The sequence below is a fragment of the Clostridium sp. DL1XJH146 genome (genome assembly GCF_054819755.1).
Genome location: NZ_JBTVVN010000026.1, coordinates 15,873 through 37,131 on the forward strand (window position 1 = coordinate 15,873; position 21,259 = coordinate 37,131).

11 protein-coding genes are annotated in these 21,259 nt (G+C 28.7%); 8 read left to right on the forward strand and 3 right to left on the reverse strand.

Annotated elements, in window-relative coordinates; all coding sequences use genetic code 11:
• Positions 1-175: 175 nt before the first annotated feature.
• Positions 176-2,044, forward strand: coding sequence for a DUF3298 and DUF4163 domain-containing protein (locus ACVHXK_RS12635; protein WP_461206761.1), 1,869 nt, complete (start codon positions 176-178; stop codon positions 2,042-2,044).
• Positions 2,045-2,118: 74 nt separating this feature from the next.
• Here ACVHXK_RS12635 and ACVHXK_RS12640 read toward each other — a convergent pair whose 3' ends face one another.
• On the reverse strand, positions 2,119-2,559 hold the full coding sequence (locus ACVHXK_RS12640; RefSeq protein ID WP_461206762.1) for a CBS domain-containing protein: 441 nt from the start codon (positions 2,557-2,559) through the stop codon (positions 2,119-2,121).
• A gap of 278 nt (positions 2,560-2,837) precedes the next feature.
• On the opposite strand from ACVHXK_RS12640, the gene ACVHXK_RS12645 reads away from it, so the two are divergent.
• Positions 2,838-3,278: an LURP-one-related/scramblase family protein gene (locus ACVHXK_RS12645; RefSeq protein ID WP_461206763.1), complete on the forward strand. Its 441-nt coding sequence runs from the start codon at positions 2,838-2,840 to the stop codon at positions 3,276-3,278.
• Between the two features lie 117 nt (positions 3,279-3,395).
• Positions 3,396-5,615, forward strand: a complete 2,220-nt coding sequence (locus ACVHXK_RS12650; protein WP_461206764.1) for an EAL domain-containing protein — start codon at positions 3,396-3,398, stop codon at positions 5,613-5,615.
• Positions 5,616-5,632: 17 nt separating this feature from the next.
• On the opposite strand, the gene ACVHXK_RS12655 is transcribed toward ACVHXK_RS12650, so the two are convergent.
• On the reverse strand, positions 5,633-6,103 hold the full coding sequence (locus tag ACVHXK_RS12655) for a 4Fe-4S binding protein (protein WP_461206765.1): 471 nt from the start codon (positions 6,101-6,103) through the stop codon (positions 5,633-5,635).
• A 231-nt stretch (positions 6,104-6,334) separates the two neighbouring features.
• Here ACVHXK_RS12655 and ACVHXK_RS12660 point away from each other — a divergent pair, with 231 nt between their 5' ends.
• The 4 genes from ACVHXK_RS12660 (at position 6,335) to ACVHXK_RS12675 (ending at position 10,764) form a co-directional block, all read left to right on the forward strand.
• Positions 6,335-7,264 carry a DMT family transporter gene (locus tag ACVHXK_RS12660; RefSeq protein ID WP_461206766.1) on the forward strand — a complete coding sequence of 310 codons (930 nt, stop codon included), beginning with the start codon at positions 6,335-6,337 and terminating at the stop codon, positions 7,262-7,264.
• A gap of 71 nt (positions 7,265-7,335) precedes the next feature.
• Positions 7,336-8,064: a lysoplasmalogenase family protein gene (locus ACVHXK_RS12665; protein ID WP_461206767.1), complete on the forward strand. Its 729-nt coding sequence runs from the start codon at positions 7,336-7,338 to the stop codon at positions 8,062-8,064.
• A 16-nt stretch (positions 8,065-8,080) separates the two neighbouring features.
• Positions 8,081-9,442, forward strand: a complete 1,362-nt coding sequence (locus tag ACVHXK_RS12670; protein ID WP_461206768.1) for an MATE family efflux transporter — start codon at positions 8,081-8,083, stop codon at positions 9,440-9,442.
• A 20-nt stretch (positions 9,443-9,462) separates the two neighbouring features.
• Positions 9,463-10,764 (forward strand): M18 family aminopeptidase, encoded by a 1,302-nt coding sequence (locus ACVHXK_RS12675; protein WP_461206769.1) that lies wholly within the window; start codon positions 9,463-9,465, stop codon positions 10,762-10,764.
• A gap of 608 nt (positions 10,765-11,372) precedes the next feature.
• Here ACVHXK_RS12675 and ACVHXK_RS12680 read toward each other — a convergent pair.
• A complete protein-coding gene (locus ACVHXK_RS12680) occupies positions 11,373-11,945 on the reverse strand; it encodes a GNAT family N-acetyltransferase (RefSeq protein WP_461206770.1) in 573 nt (190 codons plus the stop codon).
• Between the two features lie 423 nt (positions 11,946-12,368).
• Between ACVHXK_RS12680 and ACVHXK_RS12685 the strand changes: the two genes are divergently transcribed.
• On the forward strand, positions 12,369-21,062 hold the full coding sequence (locus ACVHXK_RS12685; RefSeq protein ID WP_461206771.1) for a GH36-type glycosyl hydrolase domain-containing protein: 8,694 nt from the start codon (positions 12,369-12,371) through the stop codon (positions 21,060-21,062).
• Positions 21,063-21,259: the final 197 nt, after the last annotated feature.

A 21,259-nucleotide genomic window follows, 5' to 3' on the forward strand; every position in this document is an offset into this window, starting at 1 on the left:
TTTATTATAATATATAATGATAAATAATAATAGTTAAATAATAATAATTAAATAAAAAAATGAATAATAGTATTTGTTACTAATATGTTATCCATATAGAAAAATAATATTATATACTTTATTTGTAAAAAATGATTTAGGAATGTTAAATTATACCCTTTGGAGGTTTATAGATATGCATAAAAATAATACTAGTGCATTTATTTTTATATTAATATTAGCAATCATAATATTTATAAACGGATGCAGTGGTAAAATAATCAAGGATAACGATAAAGTTGAAGTTGGAAATGAAGTTGAAAATTTCAGTGATAATATAATTAAAATAGATGAAGATATAATACCAGATATGGAGGATGGATTTTTATTATCAATTAGAAAAGACACAAAAAGTGTTTTTTATGAAGATGAAGGTGCAGATTATAGAACTTTTTGGGTTTATGAAAAAGATGGTAAAATAAATAGTTTGCAAATTAAAGATAAAGTTTTAGTGCCAATAGATGGTGAATTTTACGTAATAAAAAATGATAATATGAAATTAGAAAAACTTTTAGATAATAGTTTAAAAAATAAAACTCAATATACTAATTTTGATTATAGTTATAAAAAAAGGTTTAATAATTTAATTATAGATAATCTAGAGGAAGAAGAAAAGCATCTGTATACTAAAGAAGAAGCAGATAAAATGGTAACGGACTCAAAATGGCCTATTGAAAATGTAAATGAAAAAATATTGTATGTCGATGAAAATTATATTGGCATTGAAGGAAACCGGTATAGAAGTGATAATTCACAGAATATTAAAGATTATTATGTAAAGATATTTAGTACAATTGACCTTAATAAAAGGGAAGAAATATTAATAAGTGATGAAATAAAAATAGATAAACAATACAAATTGACAAAGAAAGAATTGGAAAAACAATATAACAATAAAATTACACAAGAAGAGAATAATGGCAAAATAGTTTTTAGTAATTTAGACAAAGTAGATAATAATGTTATAGCGCTTATTAGAAAAGAGGGTAAAGGTACCCTTGCTATACCTATAATCAATGAGAAAATTAATTATAATAATGACACTTATACAGTAACTTCAAAAGAGTATATTCCATTTACAGTAGATGAAAGTTATGGTATAGAGTTTAATGATAATGAAAACTATATTTTTGATAAAATAAAAAATATTTTTCCAAATGCAAAAGATGCTCTAATATCTTCTACAGGTAAAATAAATGTTATTGTAGAGGAAAATAATATCTATTTTTTTGAAGATGATAAATTGGAAGAAAAAAAAGCTTTTTTTTCTATAGACTTAGCTCAAAATGAACAGGTCATTATGACCATGTCAATTTCAGGTGATGGGAAAAAGAAATGGAATGAAATCTTAAATAGATACGTAAAAATGGAAGTGGAAACTTTAGACGTTAGAGTTACGCCACAGAATATTAACAATAAAGAAGATGGAGTATATAATGTAGATATTAAAATGCCGCATATTGAATTAAATGATAAAGGTATCGAGAAAAAAATAAATAATTATTTAAGGGATGATTTCCAATCTATTGAGGACGGTCTTATAAAAATTGCAAAAATTGATAAAAATAATATGGGGTTAGATTTTAAAGGGTATTATTTATATTTAGATTACAAGGCAAATGTAGTTAATGATAATATTCTTAGTTTGCAGGTACCAATAAAAGAATACGCGGGGACAGATTATGAACTACAGTATCTAAATTCATATAATATAGATTTAAGCACAGGAGAAAGAATTGAATTAGAAGACCTTTTTAATGAAGGATATATATATTCAGAAATTATTAAGAAGGAAATATTAGAACAAATTTCTAATAGTATTGATGAAAAATTATATTCTAAAGATATAATACAAAATACAGAAGTGTTTGAAAGATACTATTTTACTGATGATAATCAATTAGTAATATATTTTGGACAGAATGAAGTAGCTCCTTTAAAAGAAGGAATATGTAAATTTTTTATTCCAATAGATGTTTTTGGTGATAATATAAAAATAAAATAAAAGAAATTATAAGGGTAGGCCTTACGATTTCTTATAAAAAAATCGCCCTATGTTTATACAACATAGGGCGATTTTTAATTGGCTGGTTCAAATAAATTACTATAGGATGATTTACTAAACATCATGTTATAGCAATAATTTATGATGTCGCTTCTTTTTATTATACCGATAAATATGTTGTTGTCATCAACAACTGGCACAAAATTTTGAGCTTTAGCAAGTTCAATTAGGCTTTCAATATCAGAATTGATTTTAACTGGCTTTACGTTCATTTTTCTTTTGATTTCTTTTATTAGTATTTTTTCAGTATCTCTAAAATCAGTTATTCCTAAGTTTTTTAAAGTCCATAACAAATCACCTTCAGTTAATGTTCCAGCGTAATGGCCCTTTTCATCTATTAGTGGAATTGCAGAGTAACGATGGTATTCCATTTTTTCTAATACTTGTCTCATTGTTGAGGTAGCTTTTTCATATACAACTTCATTTTTTGGTGTTAAGAAAAAAGCAATATTCATTTAGCATCCATCCTTTGAAATAATATTTTGAATATCACACTATCATTATAACATTTTTTATGTAAAATTTCTTTAACAATTGCGAATTATATTTAAAATTTTAGTAAATATTTGTACACATATTACTATAACATAGAAATAAAACAAATCTATTTCAAAAATATGAATAGGTTTTAAATATTTATTCAGTGATCATTTAGTAAGCCAATATTGTATTAAAATATATATTCAATTATAATATAATACAATGATGATTAGAGAAACTACGGAGGTGTAAAATGAATTTTAAGTTGAAAAGAGATTTTATAAAAAGCGATGAGGAGAAATTTAATATAGGTGATGGTGGGATTTTAGCTCAATATACTATTTTAAAAGGAAAGGAAAATGAGGTTTTCAAAATTAATGGAATTAATTCTGAAGAAGTGGCCAAAGTAGCAGATTTAGATAAGTATTTTTTGCTATTAATCTATAATAAACCAGCATTAAAAGTGAAAAAAATAGATGGTGAAGTAATTATAGAGAGTTTTTATGGATATCCCTATGAGTTAAAAGGTGATTTAAATAAGTATGGGTATACTATATTCAAAAATGGTATGAAAGCGGCACAAGTATATAAGGAAAATATGGAAGACAAAGTACATTTTTGGGTTGATGTTAATGACAGAGAAAATCAAGCAGTATATATTGCTCTTGTAGAAATATTAGATTATATTAAATAACCGTAACTTGTAATATATAAATTAATTTTTAAGTCTGCCGATAATAATATAGTGGTCTAACATTAATACAAGAAATTTCTTAAAAAATACAATATATTAAAGTAGGTGTCACTTGAAATGAAAAAATTTAATGAGCTTATAGATTTAGCATCCCTACAAAAATTAATAGATAGTATTAATAAAGCTACAGGTATCTCTGTGAAAATTTTAAATCCAGATGGCGATATAATTATTAATTCTGTGATGGAAGAAGTTTGTTATGAATTTTTCAGGAAAAACACATATTCTGCTGAAAAATGTAAAAAAAGTGAATGTGAAATAATAAGAAAGAATGAGATTCAATCTTATGCATTAAGTAAATGTCTAAATGGATTATATTTTGCCTCAATACCATTTATTGTAGAAGGCGAAAAAATTGCTAATATTTTTTTTGGACAGTTTTTCATGGAAGAACCTAATGAAGAATTTTTTAGGGATAAAGGAAATGAATTAAATTTTGATAATAATACCTTTATGGAAGCAATTAAAAAGGTTCCTGTTAAAAGTGAAGAACAAATTTTGGCTGATTTGGATATGGTAATGAATCTTAGAGATTTGCTAGTAGAAACAGTTGATAGATATATAAAACAGCAGAATGATAAAAGAAGATATAGGATGGTATTGCAAGCAACTAATGAGGGTGTGTATGATTGGAATATTAAAAAGGATAAGATTTATTACTCTACTACATGGAAAAGTATGATGAAATATGATAATGATAGTATAGAAGATAATACTTGTTATTTGTTTGATAGAATTCATCCTGAAAACATAGATTTGGTAAAAGATAATTTAAAAGAATGTTTTGAAAACGATAGAGATAAATATAATATTGAGTATAGAATTAGAAAAAAAACTGGTGAATATTTTTGGGTGCAAGATAATGGAACAATAGTTAAGGATGAAAATAAAAATCCAATTAGAGTTGTAGCAGCTTTAAAGGATATTTCAGAGAGAAAAAAATGGGAAAGAACTCTTTTTAATATAGCTTATTATGATGAATTAACTGGGTTGCCTAATAGAACTTTTTTTAAAAAACAATTAGCTTTGAATTTGGAAGGTAGCATTGATATAAATAGAAAAGGAGCTATGTACTTTGTAGATATAGACGATTTTAAAAAAGTAAACGATATACTTGGACATGAATATGGTGATGAACTACTTATTCAAATTGCCGAGAAACTAAAGAATTGTGTTGGTAAAGAGAGCGTAATTTCTAGATTTGGTGGAGATGAATTTTTAGTATTGAAGGATAATTTGAAATCAAAAGATGAAGCTATTCAAGTTGCTGAAAAAATTCAGTCCATATTTAGTTATAGTATTATAATAAAAGATTTTCGTTTTTATGTAACAGCTAGTATTGGAATTGCTTTATTCCCTGAAAATGGGAATGAGGTTAATGAAATAATAAAAAATGCGGATACTGCTGTTAATATTGCAAAAAGAAAAGGCAAGAATACATATGTTTTTTATGAAAAGGAAATGTTTACTGATATTTTAAAAAGAACAGAAATGGAAAAATATCTAAGGGAAGCTCTAGAAAATAAGCAGTTTTATTTAAATTATCAGCCTATAATAGATACCAAAACGGGTAAAATTATAAGTTTTGAAGCTCTGCTAAGGTGGAAACATCCTAAACTAGGATTAATCCCGCCAGATAAATTCATTTCTCTTGCAGAAGAGACTGGCTTGATTATATACATAGGAGAATGGGTGATAAGAGAAGCCTGCAAACAAAATAAGAAATGGATTGAAAAAGGATTTAAGTATAGATATATTTCGGTAAATGTTTCAGAGATTCAATTTCAGCAAAGTAATTTTCTTGAAATAGTTGAAAAGATAATTCATGAATTGGATATACCTCCTGAGTATTTAGCAATAGAAATTACTGAAAGTATTTTGATGAAGTCATTGGAGAGAAATATAATAATTTTAAAAGAATTAAAAAAAATGGGGATACATATTTTATTAGATGATTTTGGAACGGGATATTCTTCGTTAAATTATTTAACGAAGATTCCAATAAATAGTTTAAAAATTGACAAATCTTTTATTGATAATATTTGTGTGGATTTAAAACAAAAGGCTATTACTGCAGGGATTATTCATCTAGCACATCAAATAAACTTAGATGTTATTGCTGAAGGGGTAGAATTACAAAATCAATTGGAAGTATTAGACAATGAGAAGTGTGATAAAATTCAAGGATATTTCTTCAGCAAACCTGTTATGGCAAAAGAAGCAGAGGGTATGCTTGAAAATGACAATGTTTTTTTAAAGACAATGAAATATAAATAAGATTAATAAAAAGAGCATTAAGCTCTTTTTATGTTTTTTGAAACTAATTCGGCAGCATATCCCATTGGACATATTTGACACCAAGATCTTGGTTTGAAAAATACTCCTGTAACCATACCAATAGCTAATGAAGCTGTCATGAACCTAAATATAGCAAAAGAAATACGGTTTATATTAGGACCAGCATGTATTAGGGATATTGTAAATAATATAATCATTACAGTTAATAATACTTTTTTACCATGTTTTCTAATAATTATAGGTAAATTATTATTTATACTGATGTTTTTTAAGAATTTTTGAAGTATGGAACCTCTAGGGCAGTAATGTGAACAGTGAACTTTGCCTTTACCTGAAAATGCATGAAATATAGGTGCAGCTATACATAGTAGTCCAAGTAATCCGAATTTAACATTAAGAATAGATAATAGTATAAACATAATCATAATAATCCAAGACCAATGTTGATGTGATTTTCTTTTTTTCAAGTTGTAAATCCTCCTAAGTAGTATCTTTTATTTACAAATTTCTATGGGTATATAGCAAATCTGACAAGAGTAATTATACCTATATGGGGTATATAAAGTCAAGAGTTATATATTAACAATATTAGTAATGTGAGTTGCTTTTTAATTCTATATTATCCTTGATTAATTTTATAATAAAAGATAAAATTAACTAGGATTAGACAATATAAATGATTATACGGAGGGATTAAATTGAATATTAAATATTTAACAGATAAAAAATATGTTATTATTTTAGCTTTATTTGCTTGTATATTATGGGGAACGGCTTTTCCTGTCTTGAAGATAAGTTATGTAGAGCTTGGAATTGAGACAAGCGATATGATGGCTAAAATAGTTTTTGCAGGGATAAGATTTTTTTTAGCTTCCATATTGTTGTTTTTGTTTTCAATTTTTATTATTAAGAAAAGTCTAAAAGTTAATAAAACTTTGATTCCAAAATTAATAGTATTGGGTCTGTTTCAAACTACATTACAATACATATTTTTTTACTTAGGGCTTGCAAATACAAAAGGAAGTAAAGCATCTATAATTACATCTTTAGCTTCATTTATTGTTGTATTAGTAGCACATTTTATTTATAAAGATGATAAAGTTTCTGTTAGAAAAATTTTAGGATTAATGTCGGGTTTTCTTGGAGTTATTGCAGTAAATTGGAGTGGAGATTTTTCTTTTGAATTTAAGTTTATTGGAGAAGGATTTATGGTTGTAGCCACTCTTTTTGCAGCTTTAGGAACTATAATGGCAAAGTATGTAGCTAAAGAAGCAAATGCCGTTGTGATTACAGCATGGCAAATGCTTATAGGTTCTTTGATTATGTTATTAGTGGGCTTACCAAATTTAGAAGGGGGAGCTATTGTTTTTACTCCTTTTGGATTTGGATTACTCATGTATGCAGCTTTTTTATCAGCAACAGCATTTGCTCTTTGGAATTCACTACTTAAATACAATAAAGCAGGAGAAATTACTTTGTATAAATTTATGATTCCTGTTTCAGGTACAATTCTTTCTCTAATATTTTTAAGAGAGGAATCAATGACTATAGGTATTGGGTTAGGTTTAATTTTAGTTTCTTTGGGTATAATTATTATCAATTTGCAAAAAACTAATAAGAGTATATAAATGAACAATGCACAATTTAGGGGAATTATCATTTATCTGTGAACTATGCACTAAATCAATAGGGTGATTTAATGAGAAGTATATGTAAACAAGTTAATATTTTTCAAAAATTATTACTTTTTATTCTAATAAGTATATACATATTATTTTTAATTATGGATCTAGAACATAGACACAATACTAATATGATGAAATTTATTAGTATTGTAATATGCTTTATATTGACATTGTCATTTTTAAATAATAATGTTAGTAAAGAAGATTACTATATACTGCTAGTAGCGAGGCTTCTTACAATTATTTCGGACTATTTTTTGTTGTTAAGGGGAAGTGGCTTTATTTATGGAGTTAGTGTGTTTTGTATAGTACAAAGTCTATATTTATATAGACATTCAGTAGGATATAAAAAGCAAATTAAGATTTACGATACTATAGTTATAATATTTGCTATGTTTATAATGATATTTTACTATTCTTTTAAAATAGAATATTTGATCAATATAATAATTGCTTTATACGCTTTTACTATTATAATGGGTACTTATATTTCTTTTTTTTCTTATAAAAAAAGCAGTTATACAAAATTAAATTATAATTTAGTTAGATTTGGTATGATATTGTTTTTGTTATGTGATATAAATGTAGGGATTTTTAATTATTTTAATGGAAAAGAAGTATTGATCTTTGGTTTGATGAATATTAGATTACTATCAAATTATTTCATTTGGTTTTTTTATCTACCTTCTCAAGTGTTTTTATCATTAAGTTCTATTAGAGAAAAAAGAACAATATTTTATTAATTGGAACGAGGTAAATATGAGTTTAAATATATTTGAAGATAAGCAGTTTTATAAAAAATTAGTAGTGATTGCAATACCTATTATAGTGCAGCAATTAATCGGGTCTTCCTTAAATTTAGTGGATAACGTTATGATTGGAAGATTAGGTGAAACTAGTATAGCCTCTGTTGGACTTGCAAATCAGTTCTACTTCATTTTTATGGTAGTACTATTTGGGATTAATAGTGGGAACTCTATTTTCACTTCCCAATACTGGGGAAAAAAAGATGTCAAAAACATAAGAAGAGTAATTGGGCTTAATTTGTTTTCAAGTGTGGCTATTGGTTTAGGATTTACATTAGTAGCTATAATTTGGCCAAAACAAATATTGGGTCTGTTTTCAAATGATATAGAGGTTATTGAACTTGGAAGTAGATATTTAAAAATAACTGCTTTTGGATATCTATTTAATGCAGTTAGTCTTGTTTATGGGTACTCAACTAGATGCATTGGACAAGCAAAACTTCCTATGTATATTAGTGCGGTATCTTTAGGGATAAATACAATTCTAAATTATGCATTAATTTTTGGAAAGTTTGGATTTCCTATGCTTGGGGTTGAAGGAGCTGCTCTAGCTACTTTGGTAGCTAGATTTATAGAAATGATATTATTGGTAGCTATAATTTATTATAGCAAAAATGTACTTGCGGCAAAGATAAGCGAACTCTATGATTTTTCATTCCAGTTTATGATTAAGATCTTTAAAACTTCTATACCTGTTATAATCAATGAATTATTTTGGGTTTTAGGAACTACTGCATATTCAGCAGCTTATGCTAGAATTAACACAGAAGCTATTGCTTCAGTCCAAATCGCAAATACAATACAAAATATTTTCTTTATTATATCAATTGGAATTGGAAACGCTAGTGGTGTTATGATTGGAAATGAAATTGGCAAAAACAATGAGCATAAGGTAATTGAGTATACTAAAAAATTCTTTGCTATAGCAATCCCTTTTACGGCTCTCCTTGGATTAATAATGTATATAGCGGCACCGTCCTTTTTACAACTGTATAACGTAGGCGATAAAGTTGGCGCGGATTCAATAACTATTCTCAGAATTTTTTCAGCTGTATTGTGGTTAAAAACTATAAATATGTTAATCATAGTTGGTATGCTTAGAAGTGGTGGAGATACAAAATATGCTATGTATACTGAAATGGGGGCAGTATGGTTAGTTGGTGTACCCTTTGCATTTATTGGAGCACTTGTTCTAAAATTACCTGTATATATAGTAGTATTGATGACTTTAAGTGAAGAGGTAGTCAAATCTATATTTGGCATTAAAAGAATTATTTCTAGAAAGTGGATTAATAATTTAGTACATGATGACTAGAGTATTGGAGGAGAGTATATATGACTAAAAGTTTAGAGTTTGCAAATGAGTTAATTGATTTTATTTATGAGAGTCCAACAGCTTTTCATGCTGTTGAATCAACAAAAAAAATATTAAAAGTGGCTGGTTTTTCTGAAATTACACCAATGGAAACTTGGAATTTAAAAAAAGGAGGAAAGTATTTTACTACCAAGAATGATTCGGCGATTATAGCATTTGTAGTAGGAAATGGTGAATTGAATGAAAATGGATTTAAAATAGTAGGAGCTCATACAGATACTCCATGTTTTAGAATAAAACCTAATAGTGAAATGATAACAGGCGGAAGTTATCTTAAATTGAATACTGAAGTTTATGGGGGACCTATTTTAAATACATGGTTTGATAGACCTCTTTCAATAGCTGGAAGAATAACAACTATAAGTGATGATATTTTTAATCCAGATGTAAACTTAATAAATATAAATAAACCTATTATGATAATTCCCAATTTAGCTATTCATATGAATAGAGAAGTTAATAATGGAATAAAACTCAATCCTCAAGAGGATACATTGCCTATCATTGGCCTTGTAAATGAAGAATTAGAAAAAAATGATTTGATACTAAATTTGATTAAAGATGAATTGAATATAGAGAAAGAAGAGATTTTAGATTTTGATTTATTTTTATATGAATTTGAAAAAGGCAAAATAGTAGGTTTGAATAATGAATTTATATCTTCAGGAAGATTAGACGATTTAGAATCAGCTCATTCAGCAATAGAAGCTATTAAAGATTTAAAAGAAGTTAATGCTACTAATGTTTTAGTACTGTTTGATAACGAAGAAATTGGTAGTTCTACAAAACAAGGTGCGGACTCAAATATGTTATCAGATACTTTGGAAAGAATAGTATTTTCTTTAGGAGGAAACAGAGAAGATTTTTTCAGAGCTTTATCAAGATCATTTATGATTTCAGCAGATTCAGCTCATGCAGTACATCCTAATAGAAAAGAGAAGTGTGACCCAACAAATAAACCTGAAATAAATAAAGGACCAGCTATTAAAATAAGTGCAAATCAAAAATACACTTCTGCTAGTTTTTCTTCAGCTGTATTTTCGAGTATTTGTGAAAAAGCAGGAGTTCCTATGCAAAAATTTGTTAATAGATCAGATGAGAGGGGTGGTTCAACCATAGGACCAATTAATTCAACTCATTTGGGTATAAATTCAGTTGATATAGGAATCCCATTGCTAGCAATGCATTCTATTAGGGAATTGTGTGGAGTTGAAGATCATTATTACTTGTATAAATGTTTTAGGGAATTTTATAAGAAATAGTTATAAAGAAAATGCATAATACATAATACATAATACATAATGCACAATGTACAATGCACAATGCACAATTAAGGTGGAAATTTTTTAGCGGAGCTAAAAAATTTCTTCATTTTATTAAAAGATTAAAAGATTAAAAGATTAAAAGATTTCATATGCTTAATGACCTTTGGACGTTGAGCTTTTTTGTATGTGCGCCTAGCAGGGGAATATGCTAACACACGAAAAGGTTACTAGAGAGTATCCAAAAGTCCAATAATACATAAAACCATAACTAATTAAAGATTGATTAACCATGGTTTTATAAGTTTATCTTCACAGTATAAGAAAGTCAGATTGTCATAATGAAACGCCGTATACCGAACGGTTTTAGGATATTGTTGATATTTAAATTTTTGCTATGTAAATTAGTTTATTAAAAATAATAATGTACAATGTGCCATTTATAATATGCAGTTTGTAATGAATGATGTCTTTCTCGTTTTTTTAAAGTCTTTTAATTAATTAAAGATTCTCCGAGGAACAAGGAGAATCATCCACAATTGTGCATTGTAAATTGTGCATTGTGAATTGGTTTAAGGTTGTGCATTGGTTTAAGGTTGTGCATTGGTTTAATTTTGTGTTTTGATTTGAAATTCTTCCTTTAAAATAGAATAATACTTACAATCTACCAAGATTCCTTTGCTATTTTTAATGATTTTTCTTAAAGTGCCCTCGTATTTTAAACCACATTTTTGCATAACAATTCCTGAAGCAGGGTTGTCTATGTCGTGACGTCCAGTTATTCTTTGAAATCCAATGTCATTAAATAAAAAGTCTATAAGTGCTGAAAAAGCTTCAGTTACAATACCTTTATTCCAAAAAACTTTTCCTATACAATAACCAATTTCACAGTTTTCATTATTATTGTCTATTGAAACAAGACTTATAGAACCAATGACTTCACTTGTTTCTTTTAGTTCAATGGCCCACTGGTAGAATTCTATATTATTGTAGTTACTAATCCATTCTGAAAGAATTTTTTCGGTTATAGTTATATTATCATGCGCAGGCCATGTTAGATATTTAGTAACATTATCATCAGAAGCCCAATTTTTATACATATCTTTTGCGTCTGAAGGAGTAAACTTACGAAGAATTAATCTTTCTGTTTCTATTTTTTTAGTACCAATATGAATTATCATATTCAATCACCCCCGTTATAAATAATGGCTTTTTTAATTGAAATTTGCAATTTGCGATTTGCAATGTTCAATTTGCAATTTGCAATTTGCAATTAAGGATGATTTTGTTACGCAAAATCTTTAATTAATTTAAAGATTCTCCGAGGAACGAGGAGAATCATCCATAATTGTGCATTGTGCATTGTGCATTGTGCATTATGCATTGTGCATTATGCATTATGTATTATGTATTATGTATTATACATTATTAGGAAGGTATTATCAATGTGTGTGTTTTAAAATGCCACACTGATAGCTAATAACTGTGCGTTGTGAACTGTAAACTGTAAAAAAATACTCCAATTAAAAAATGGGTTAATATAAAAGAAATTGGGAATAATACATTGAGTAAACCCTTAAATAAATTTTATGGAGGCGGATACTATGTATTATATGGTTGCGATTTTTTCAATATTGATTTTAATTTTATCCTTAGTAGTGTACATATTTGCTAATAGAAATAGAAGCGAAGTAAATTTGTTTGAGGATATCCCAGTTATAGATGTGGGAAATGAAGATTTAGAAAAACATGCAATAAAGATTGCAAAGGATTATTCAACAGCAAGACAAACTAATTCAAAAAGAAAAATTATGATGAGTCTTGATAGAAGCTATAATAATATATTAAAGGGTTACGAATATATTGATAGGGAAGTTAGAAATAAAAAAGATGTGGTACCAGCAGGGGAATGGTTACTTGATAATTTGTACTTAATCGAAAAGGAATATAAACATATAAAACAAAGTATGCCGGAAGAGTATTATAAAAAACTTCCCGTTATTGACAAAGGACTTATGAAAGGGTATCCAAGAATATATCACATAGCTGTTGAAATGGTTACTCATACAGATGGAAAATTAGATGAAAATACTATTATTAGATTTATTAACTCCTATCAGAGAAATACTATTTTATCAAGTGGTGAGTTGTGGGCCCTTCCGATTATGCTGAGAGTAGCATTGATACAGAATATTGGTAAACTTACAGCAAACATACTCCATTCTCAAAAGGAAAAAGCAAGAGCAGATGGAATATCAGATAGAATTATTAACTCTATACAAAATAAAAATTTTGAGGATGAATTTGAAGAAATTAAACAATTAGATATAATATTCACTTCACATTTTTCAGAGAGATTACTTAAAGTTTTAAGAGATAATGGAATAGATAATTCAGAAATATATGTATGGATTGATGAAAAGCTTGAACTTATAGAAACAAATTCAGAAAAAATAATTTCGCTAGAACATCAAAAACAAGCAAATTATCAACTATCAATGGGGAATTGTATTGATTCAATAAGGCAAGTTGAAGGATTGAATTGGAGAGATAGCTTTGAAAATTTAAGTTATGTTGAAAATATTTTAAGGGAAGATCCATCCAATATATATGAAAAAATGGATTTTGAAACTAGGGATTACTATAGACATAGTGTTGAAAAAATAGCTAAAAAGATTAAAAGACCAGAATCTTTTGTAGCAAAAAAAGCAATTCAATGTGCAAATGAAATAGAGTATTTAGAAGATGAAGACTATAAAAAACATGTAGGGTACTATTTAATAGATGATGGTATTGCTGATTTGAAAGAAAGACTAGGGGAGAATAAAGACAATATAAAAGTTAATACTAGTTTTTCAAGAAAATACCGATTTCAATTATATATAGGTAGTATTATTATAGGGACATTACTTACTATGAGTGCCTTTATTTTTGCAAGCTATGTAAATGACATAGAGAGAAATTTATTACGATATACTATTGCTTCTTTGCTACTGATAATACCTTGTAGTCAAATAGTAATTTCTATATTAAATTGGAGCATAAACCATTTAACTAAGCCAGCTTTTATTCCTAAAATAGAATTGAAAGATGGTATAGGAGAAAATTTGAAAACAATAGTTGCGATTCCTACTATAATTAATTCTGTTGATAAGGTAGAGGAAATGATATCTAATATGGAAGTTTACTATTTAGCTAATTGTGATGAAAATATATTTTTTGCCTTGTTAGCTGATTTTAAAGATTGGGACAAAAAAGAAAATCCTGAAGATAGAAAAATTGCAAAGACAGCGTTAGAAGCTATAAAAAATTTGAATAAGAAATATTGTGACAAAGGGGAAGAAGTTTTTTATTTTTTGTGTAGATATAGGCAATTTAATGACAAAGAAGAAAAATGGATTGCATGGGAAAGAAAAAGAGGTAAATTAGATGAATTCAATAGGTTAATAAAAGGGGATAAAAACACGTCCTATGACATTATTAGTGGAAATATTAATAAGTTGGTAGGATCAAAATATATTATTACTTTAGATGCAGATACAAAGTTGCCTAGAGATACTGCTAAAGGGTTAATCGGCGCCATGAGTCATATCTTAAATAAACCTCATTTATATCAAGGAAAGAAAATGATAAGAAGAGGGTATGGGATAATGCAACCAAAGATAAGCATTAGTAATATTAGCGCCAATAAGACGCTGTATTCAAAGATATTTTCTGGTGAAACTGGAATAGATACTTACACTACGGCGGTTTCAGATGTATATCAAGATTTATTTGGTGAGGGGATTTATACAGGAAAAGGTATATATGATATAGATGTATTCAATTATATGTTGAAAGATGAAATTCCTGAAAACACTGTGCTTAGTCACGATTTGTTAGAGGGCTCTTATGCTAGATGTGCTCTAGTTACTGATATTGAGCTTGTGGATGGATATCCAGCATATTATAATTCAAGTTCGAAAAGACTTCATAGGTGGGTAAGAGGAGATTGGCAAATAATAGATTGGCTTAAAAATAAAGAATCAATTAATAGACTTTCTAAATGGAAGATAATTGATAATTTAAGAAGAAGTTTACTTACTCCATCTATTGTTTTGTTAACTGCATTTTCTTTTAATGTACTGCCAGATGGTACAGATAAATGGCTTGTTGCAGCTTTCTTAGCTTTGATTACACCACTTTTGTTTGATGTTTCGGAAGTAGTAGCATCCCCTTTGAAAGGAATTAGTTTATCAGGTAAGCTTGAAGGCTGGAAAATGATAGCTGAACAAGTATTTTTGATTTTTTGTTTTATACCATACAATGCATATCTAATGTTGGATGCTATTGTAAGGACAATATATAGAAAAAATATTAGTAAAAAACATTTACTAGAATGGGCAACAGCAGCAGATGTAGAAGAAAAATCTAAAAAGGACATGATGGATTATATAAAAAATATGCTATCAGGTAGTTTAATTGGTGTTGCAATTTTGATTTTAGCTTTTGCTAGCTCCGTAAATGCTGGATTAGTCATGTTACCGACTTGCGTTTTGTGGATAGTTAGTCCAGCAATAGCTTATTATATAAGTAAGGATTTAGAAAAGTATAATTATATTCTTTCAAAAAATGAAGAAGAATTACTTAAGAAACTTAGTAGAAAAACTTGGGCTTATTTTGAGGACTTTCTTAATGAAGAAAGTAATTGGTTAGCCCCTGACAATTATCAAGAGAATCCTGCTAATGGAGTTGCACAAAGGACTTCTCCAACTAATATGGGTATGGGGTTAATAACAAATACAACTGCTTATGATATGGGATATATAGATATTTTAGAATGTATTGATAGAATAGATAAAACTATGACTAGTATGGAAAGCTTAAGTAGATATAAAGGCCATTTTTATAATTGGTATGATACTGAAACCAAAGAAATTTTGAGACCAGAATATATATCTACAGTGGATAGTGGTAATTTAGTTGGTTATCTTTGGGTAACAGCTAGAGCTTTAGAAGAATATTTAAATAAACCTGTTTGGAATAGAAGTTTCAGCTGGGGGTTGTTAGATACTATAATATTAGCAAGAAAAGAATTGGAAAATACACTAGGAGTCAAAGGTTATTATAGTTCAATTGAGAATGAATTAAAAGATGAAGAAAATGATTTATTGAAAAATAAAAGGATTTTGTTAGATGTATGGGATAAATGTATAAAGATAAGTAAAAAAGAAAAAGAAAAAGCAAATGAACTATATTGGAATGGAAAAGTTAAGGATATGCTTAGCAAGCATTTGATTCAAATGCAAAAAGTGTTTCCTTGGGTAGATTTGCTCTTTGAAAGTTCAGGGAAATTAGGGCTTTATTCAGAGAGATTACAAGAGATTATATCTTCTTGCAATTTATCAGATATTAATAATGAGATTGATAAAGTAATAAGAGACGTCAATAGGACTAAATTTAAAGATAAAAACGAAATTTATGTATCTAAAGAACTGGTAAAATTGCTTAAGAAGAGTAAAGAAGAAATAGACAAAATAATATCTAAAATAGAGAATCTAAAAAATAGATTAAATAATATGGCTGAAGCTACTGATTTTAAAGTTTTATATGAAGAGAAGAGAGGGCTTTTTTCAATTGGATATGATATAGAAAAAGATACTCTTGGAAGAAGTTACTATGATTTGTTAGCATCTGAATCAAGGCAAGCTAGTTTTGTAGCCATCGCAAAAGGCGATATAGACCAAAAACATTGGTTTAAATTGGGAAGATCTATGGCAGTGATGAATAGAGATAAAGGATTAGTATCATGGAGTGGTACTATGTTTGAATATTTTATGCCTTTATTGATTATGAAAACTTATCCAAAAACTCTGTTGCATGAGACTTATAGAGCTGTAATCGAAGGACAAAAGAGATATTGTAAAAATAGAAGGGTTCCATGGGGAATTTCTGAATCAGCTTTTAGAAGTTTTGATGTAAGTTTAAATTATCAATACAAAGCCTTTGGTATTCCAGGTATTGGACTTAAGAGAGGACTAGTAAATGAATTAGTAATTTCTCCATATTCAACTATTATGGCTATGCAACTAGATTTAAAAGGAGCTATTAGCAATGTTTACAAACTTATTAGTGAGGGAATGGAAGGAAAATATGGGCTATATGAATCTATAGATTATACAAAAGATAGACTACCAAAAGGTAAAAGAAAGGCTATTGTTAAGTGCTTTATGGTACATCACCAGGGAATGAGTATGCTTGCCCTTGATAATGTATTGAATAATAATGTTCTACAAAATAGATTCCATTCTGTACCACAAGTAAAGGCAACAGAGTTATTGCTACAAGAAAAGGTTCCAAAGAGGATTGTTTATGAAAGAGAGCAAAAATTTGAAGCATATGATTTTGTACCTGAGAAGCAGAATATTGTTGTCAGGAAATATAATGATGAAGATACAAGTATTCCTGAAACTCATTTGCTTTCCAATGGTTCTTATTCAGTTATGATTTCTAATAGTGGAAGTGGATTTAGTAAGTTAGATGATATGTCCGTTTATAGATGGCGAGAAGATGTTACTTTAGATAACTACGGTATGTATTTTTATGTAAAAGACTTAGAAAAGGAGAATATTTTTAGCGCTACATATCAACCATTAAAGATTATAGGTGATAAATATGAAGCTATTTTTTCTCTAGATAAGGCTGAATTTAGGAGAGTAGATGGAGAATTATCTACACATACTGAAATTGCGGTATCAAATGAAGATAACTTAGAAGTTAGAATGATTTCTATTACAAATCATGGTGAAAATTCGAAATTTGTGGAAGTAACAAGTTATTCTGAAATTACTTTAGCTCCTTTTAATGCAGATTTAGTTCATCCTGCATTTGGAAATTTATTTATTAGGACAGAATATGAAGCCACTTTAAATTGTATTTTAGCAAATAGGAGACCAAGAGAAAAAGATGGAAAGAATCCATGGATAATGCAGTGTGTAACAGTTGAAGGAGAGGAAATAGGAAATATTCAATATGAAACAAGTAGAAGAAATTTTATAGGGAGAGGACGAGATTTATATAATCCTAATGTAATGGATGGAGATACACCTCTCACAAATACTGTTGGGGCGGTAATTGACCCAATAATAAGTATAAGAAGAAGGGTTAGGATTAAACAGGGAGAAACCTGCAAGATTGCTTTTGCAACAGCTGTAGGAGAGTCAAAGGAAGGCATTATAGAATTAGCAAGAAAATATAAAGAAATGAATAATATTAGGAGAGTATTCGAATTAGCTTGGACACAAAGCCAAGTGGAAATGAATTACTTGGGTATAAAATCGCCACAAGCAAATATGTACCAAGTTATGGCTTCTAGGATTATTTTTCAAAATGAAATGTTTAAAGAAAGAAGTAATATAATTAAAGATGTAAAAAGAAGCCAACAATCTCTATGGCAATATGGTATATCAGGAGATGTTCCTATTGTTTTAGTAGTTGTAAAAGAAGATAAGGATAGGGACTTAGTAAGACAAATGCTGAGTGCACATGAGTTTTGGAGCATAAAAGGATTGAAAGTAGATTTAGTCATTTTAAATCTTCAAAATACTGCATATTATCAACCACTTCAAGAATCGTTGCGAGATTTGATTAATACATCACATGCAAGAGATAAAGTAAATATTTCAGGTGGGGTATTTATAAGAAGCAAATCTACAATGGATGAAGAAGATATTATTCTTATAAGAGCAATCGCTAGACTTGTAATTGAAGGAGATAAAGGTTTTGTATTTAATCAAATTAAGCCTAATCTAAAAGAAGAAAATAATGAGCAAATAATTGAAAAATTAGTTAGAACTAAAATTAAATGTAATACTAAACCACATATATTTGAAAAAGATAAATTGAAGTATTTTAATGGTATAGGTGGTTTTAATCTAAAAGATAATGAATACGAAATAAGACTTAAAGGTAATAATAATACTCCTGCACCTTGGATAAATGTTATTGCCAATGGCGATTTTGGATTTCATGTGTCAGAGAGTGGGTCATCTTATACTTGGTTTGGAAATAGCAGAGAAAATAAAATAACTACGTGGTCTAATGATCCTATAAGAGATACAACTTCTGAGGCTCTATTTATTAGAGATGAAGAAATGGGTATGTTTTGGAGTATAACACCAAAACCTATTAGAGATGAACAAGAATATATTATAGAACATGGCTTTGGTTATTCAAACTTTAAGCATGCAGCTTATGGAATAGTTGGGGAAGTTAAGTTTTTTGTTCCTATGAAGGATAATGTAAAGATTCAGATAGTTAAATTAAAGAATGATAGTGATGAAGATAGAAAACTATCTCTTTCATATTATGCTCAGACTGTAATTGGTGTTGTTCCACAGCAAACAGCAACTCATATAGCATCTTATCTAGATAAAGACAAAAAATATATTTATGCTCAAAATCCTTACAGTGGGCATTTTAATGAAACCTTAGCATATTTATCTACTATTGGAGCGGGAAGTCAGAGCTTTACAGGTGATAGGGGTGAATTTATTGGTAGGTTAGGATCTATAGAAAAACCTCAGTTTATGGGAAAAAGTAGATTAAGCAATCAGGTAGGTGGAGGCTATGATCCGTGTATAGCAAATAATAGTAAATTCACATTAAAAAAAGGAGAAGAAAAAACTTTTCTTGTGCTTTTAGGTGCAGCTCAGTCAAGAGAAGAAATCGATTCTGTTGTTAAAAAGTATTCCAATATAAATGTAGCTTATACAGAATTGGAAAATAGTAAAAAATATTGGAAGGATATGCTCCAAACAATAAAAGTAAGTACACCAGATAAAACTATGGATATTATGCTCAATGGTTGGTTTTTGTATCAGACTATTGCATGCAGGCTATGGTCTAGGACTGCTTTCTACCAATCAGGGGGAGCTTATGGATTTAGAGACCAGCTTCAAGATGTAATGTCCTTGAGCTATATTCAACCTGATATAACAAGAAAGCAGATACTATATGCAGCTTCAAGGCAATTTATAGAAGGCGATGTTCAACATTGGTGGCATCCTGTTGTGGATAGTGGAATAAGAACTAGATTTTCAGATGATTTATTATGGCTTCCATATGTAACTATTGATTATATTAAGAACACAGGTGACTATTCGGTATTAGATGAAGAGGCCTATTATCTTGAAGATGAACCATTAAAAGAAGATGAAGATGAAAAATATACAGTTTCAAGAACATCAGACCAAAAGGGTACTATTTATGAGCATTGTATTAAGGCTATTGAGAGAGGTCTTAAGTTTGGAGAACATAATATACCACTTATGGGCTGTGGCGATTGGAATGATGGAATGAATACCATCGGAAACAAAGGAAAAGGAGAAAGTGTTTGGGTAGGATGGTTCTTGTATACAATACTCGATGATTTCAAGGAACTATGTAAATATAAAGAAGATAATTATCGATCAGAAAGATACCATGAAATGCAGGAATTTATCAAGGAAAATCTAAATAAAAATGCATGGGATGGAAGCTGGTATAGAAGAGCTTATTTTGATGATGGAACTCCACTTGGTTCTATTGAAAATGAAGAATGTCAAATAGATTCACTTTCTCAATCTTGGTCTGTTATTTCTGAGGCAGGAGAAGAGAAGAAAAAAGAAGAGGCTATGCATGCATTAGAGAAATATCTTGTTAAATATGATAAAGGAATGGTATTGCTTTTGACACCAGCTTTCGATAAGACAAAACTAGAGCCAGGATATATTAAAGGTTATGTACCCGGAGTAAGAGAAAATGGTGGTCAATACACTCATGCAGCTACTTGGGTAGTATTAGCACTTACTAAGCTAGGGCAAGGGGATAAAGCTTGGAAGATTTATAATATGATAAATCCTATAAATCATACAAAATCCTTTTACGAATGTCAAAGATATAAGGTTGAACCTTATGTAATGGCAGCAGATGTGTACGAAAGAGAACCTCATACAGGAAGAGGTGGCTGGACATGGTATACAGGTGCTGCAGGTTGGATGTATAGAGTAGGAATTGAAGGTATATTAGGATTAAAATTAAAAGGCAAAGAAGGATTTACTATAGAGCCTGCAATCCCAGAAGAGTGGGAAGAATACAAAATAGAGTACAAAAGAGGGGAAGCAACTTATAATATAATTGTAAAAAAAGCAGAAGAAAATAAGATAATCATGAATGGAAAAGAGATCGAAAATGGGATAATACCATATCAAGAAAAAGGAAACTTTACTGTAGAAGTGAGTTACAGTAAAGTGAGAAACTTAGTAGGACAGTATTGTTGATTTTGAAAGAAGATTGCTAAATAAGCAGTCTTCTTTTGTTTGGCTATAATCAAATGATTAAATATTCTATATTGTAGAAAGGGAAATATCCTTAGAATAAATTTGTGCAAACGTGTGTACAAAATAGTAGAAATATATTATAGTAGTTATTAGTAAGGTTTAATAATAGTGTGAAATCTGGAATGTGAAGAGTGAAG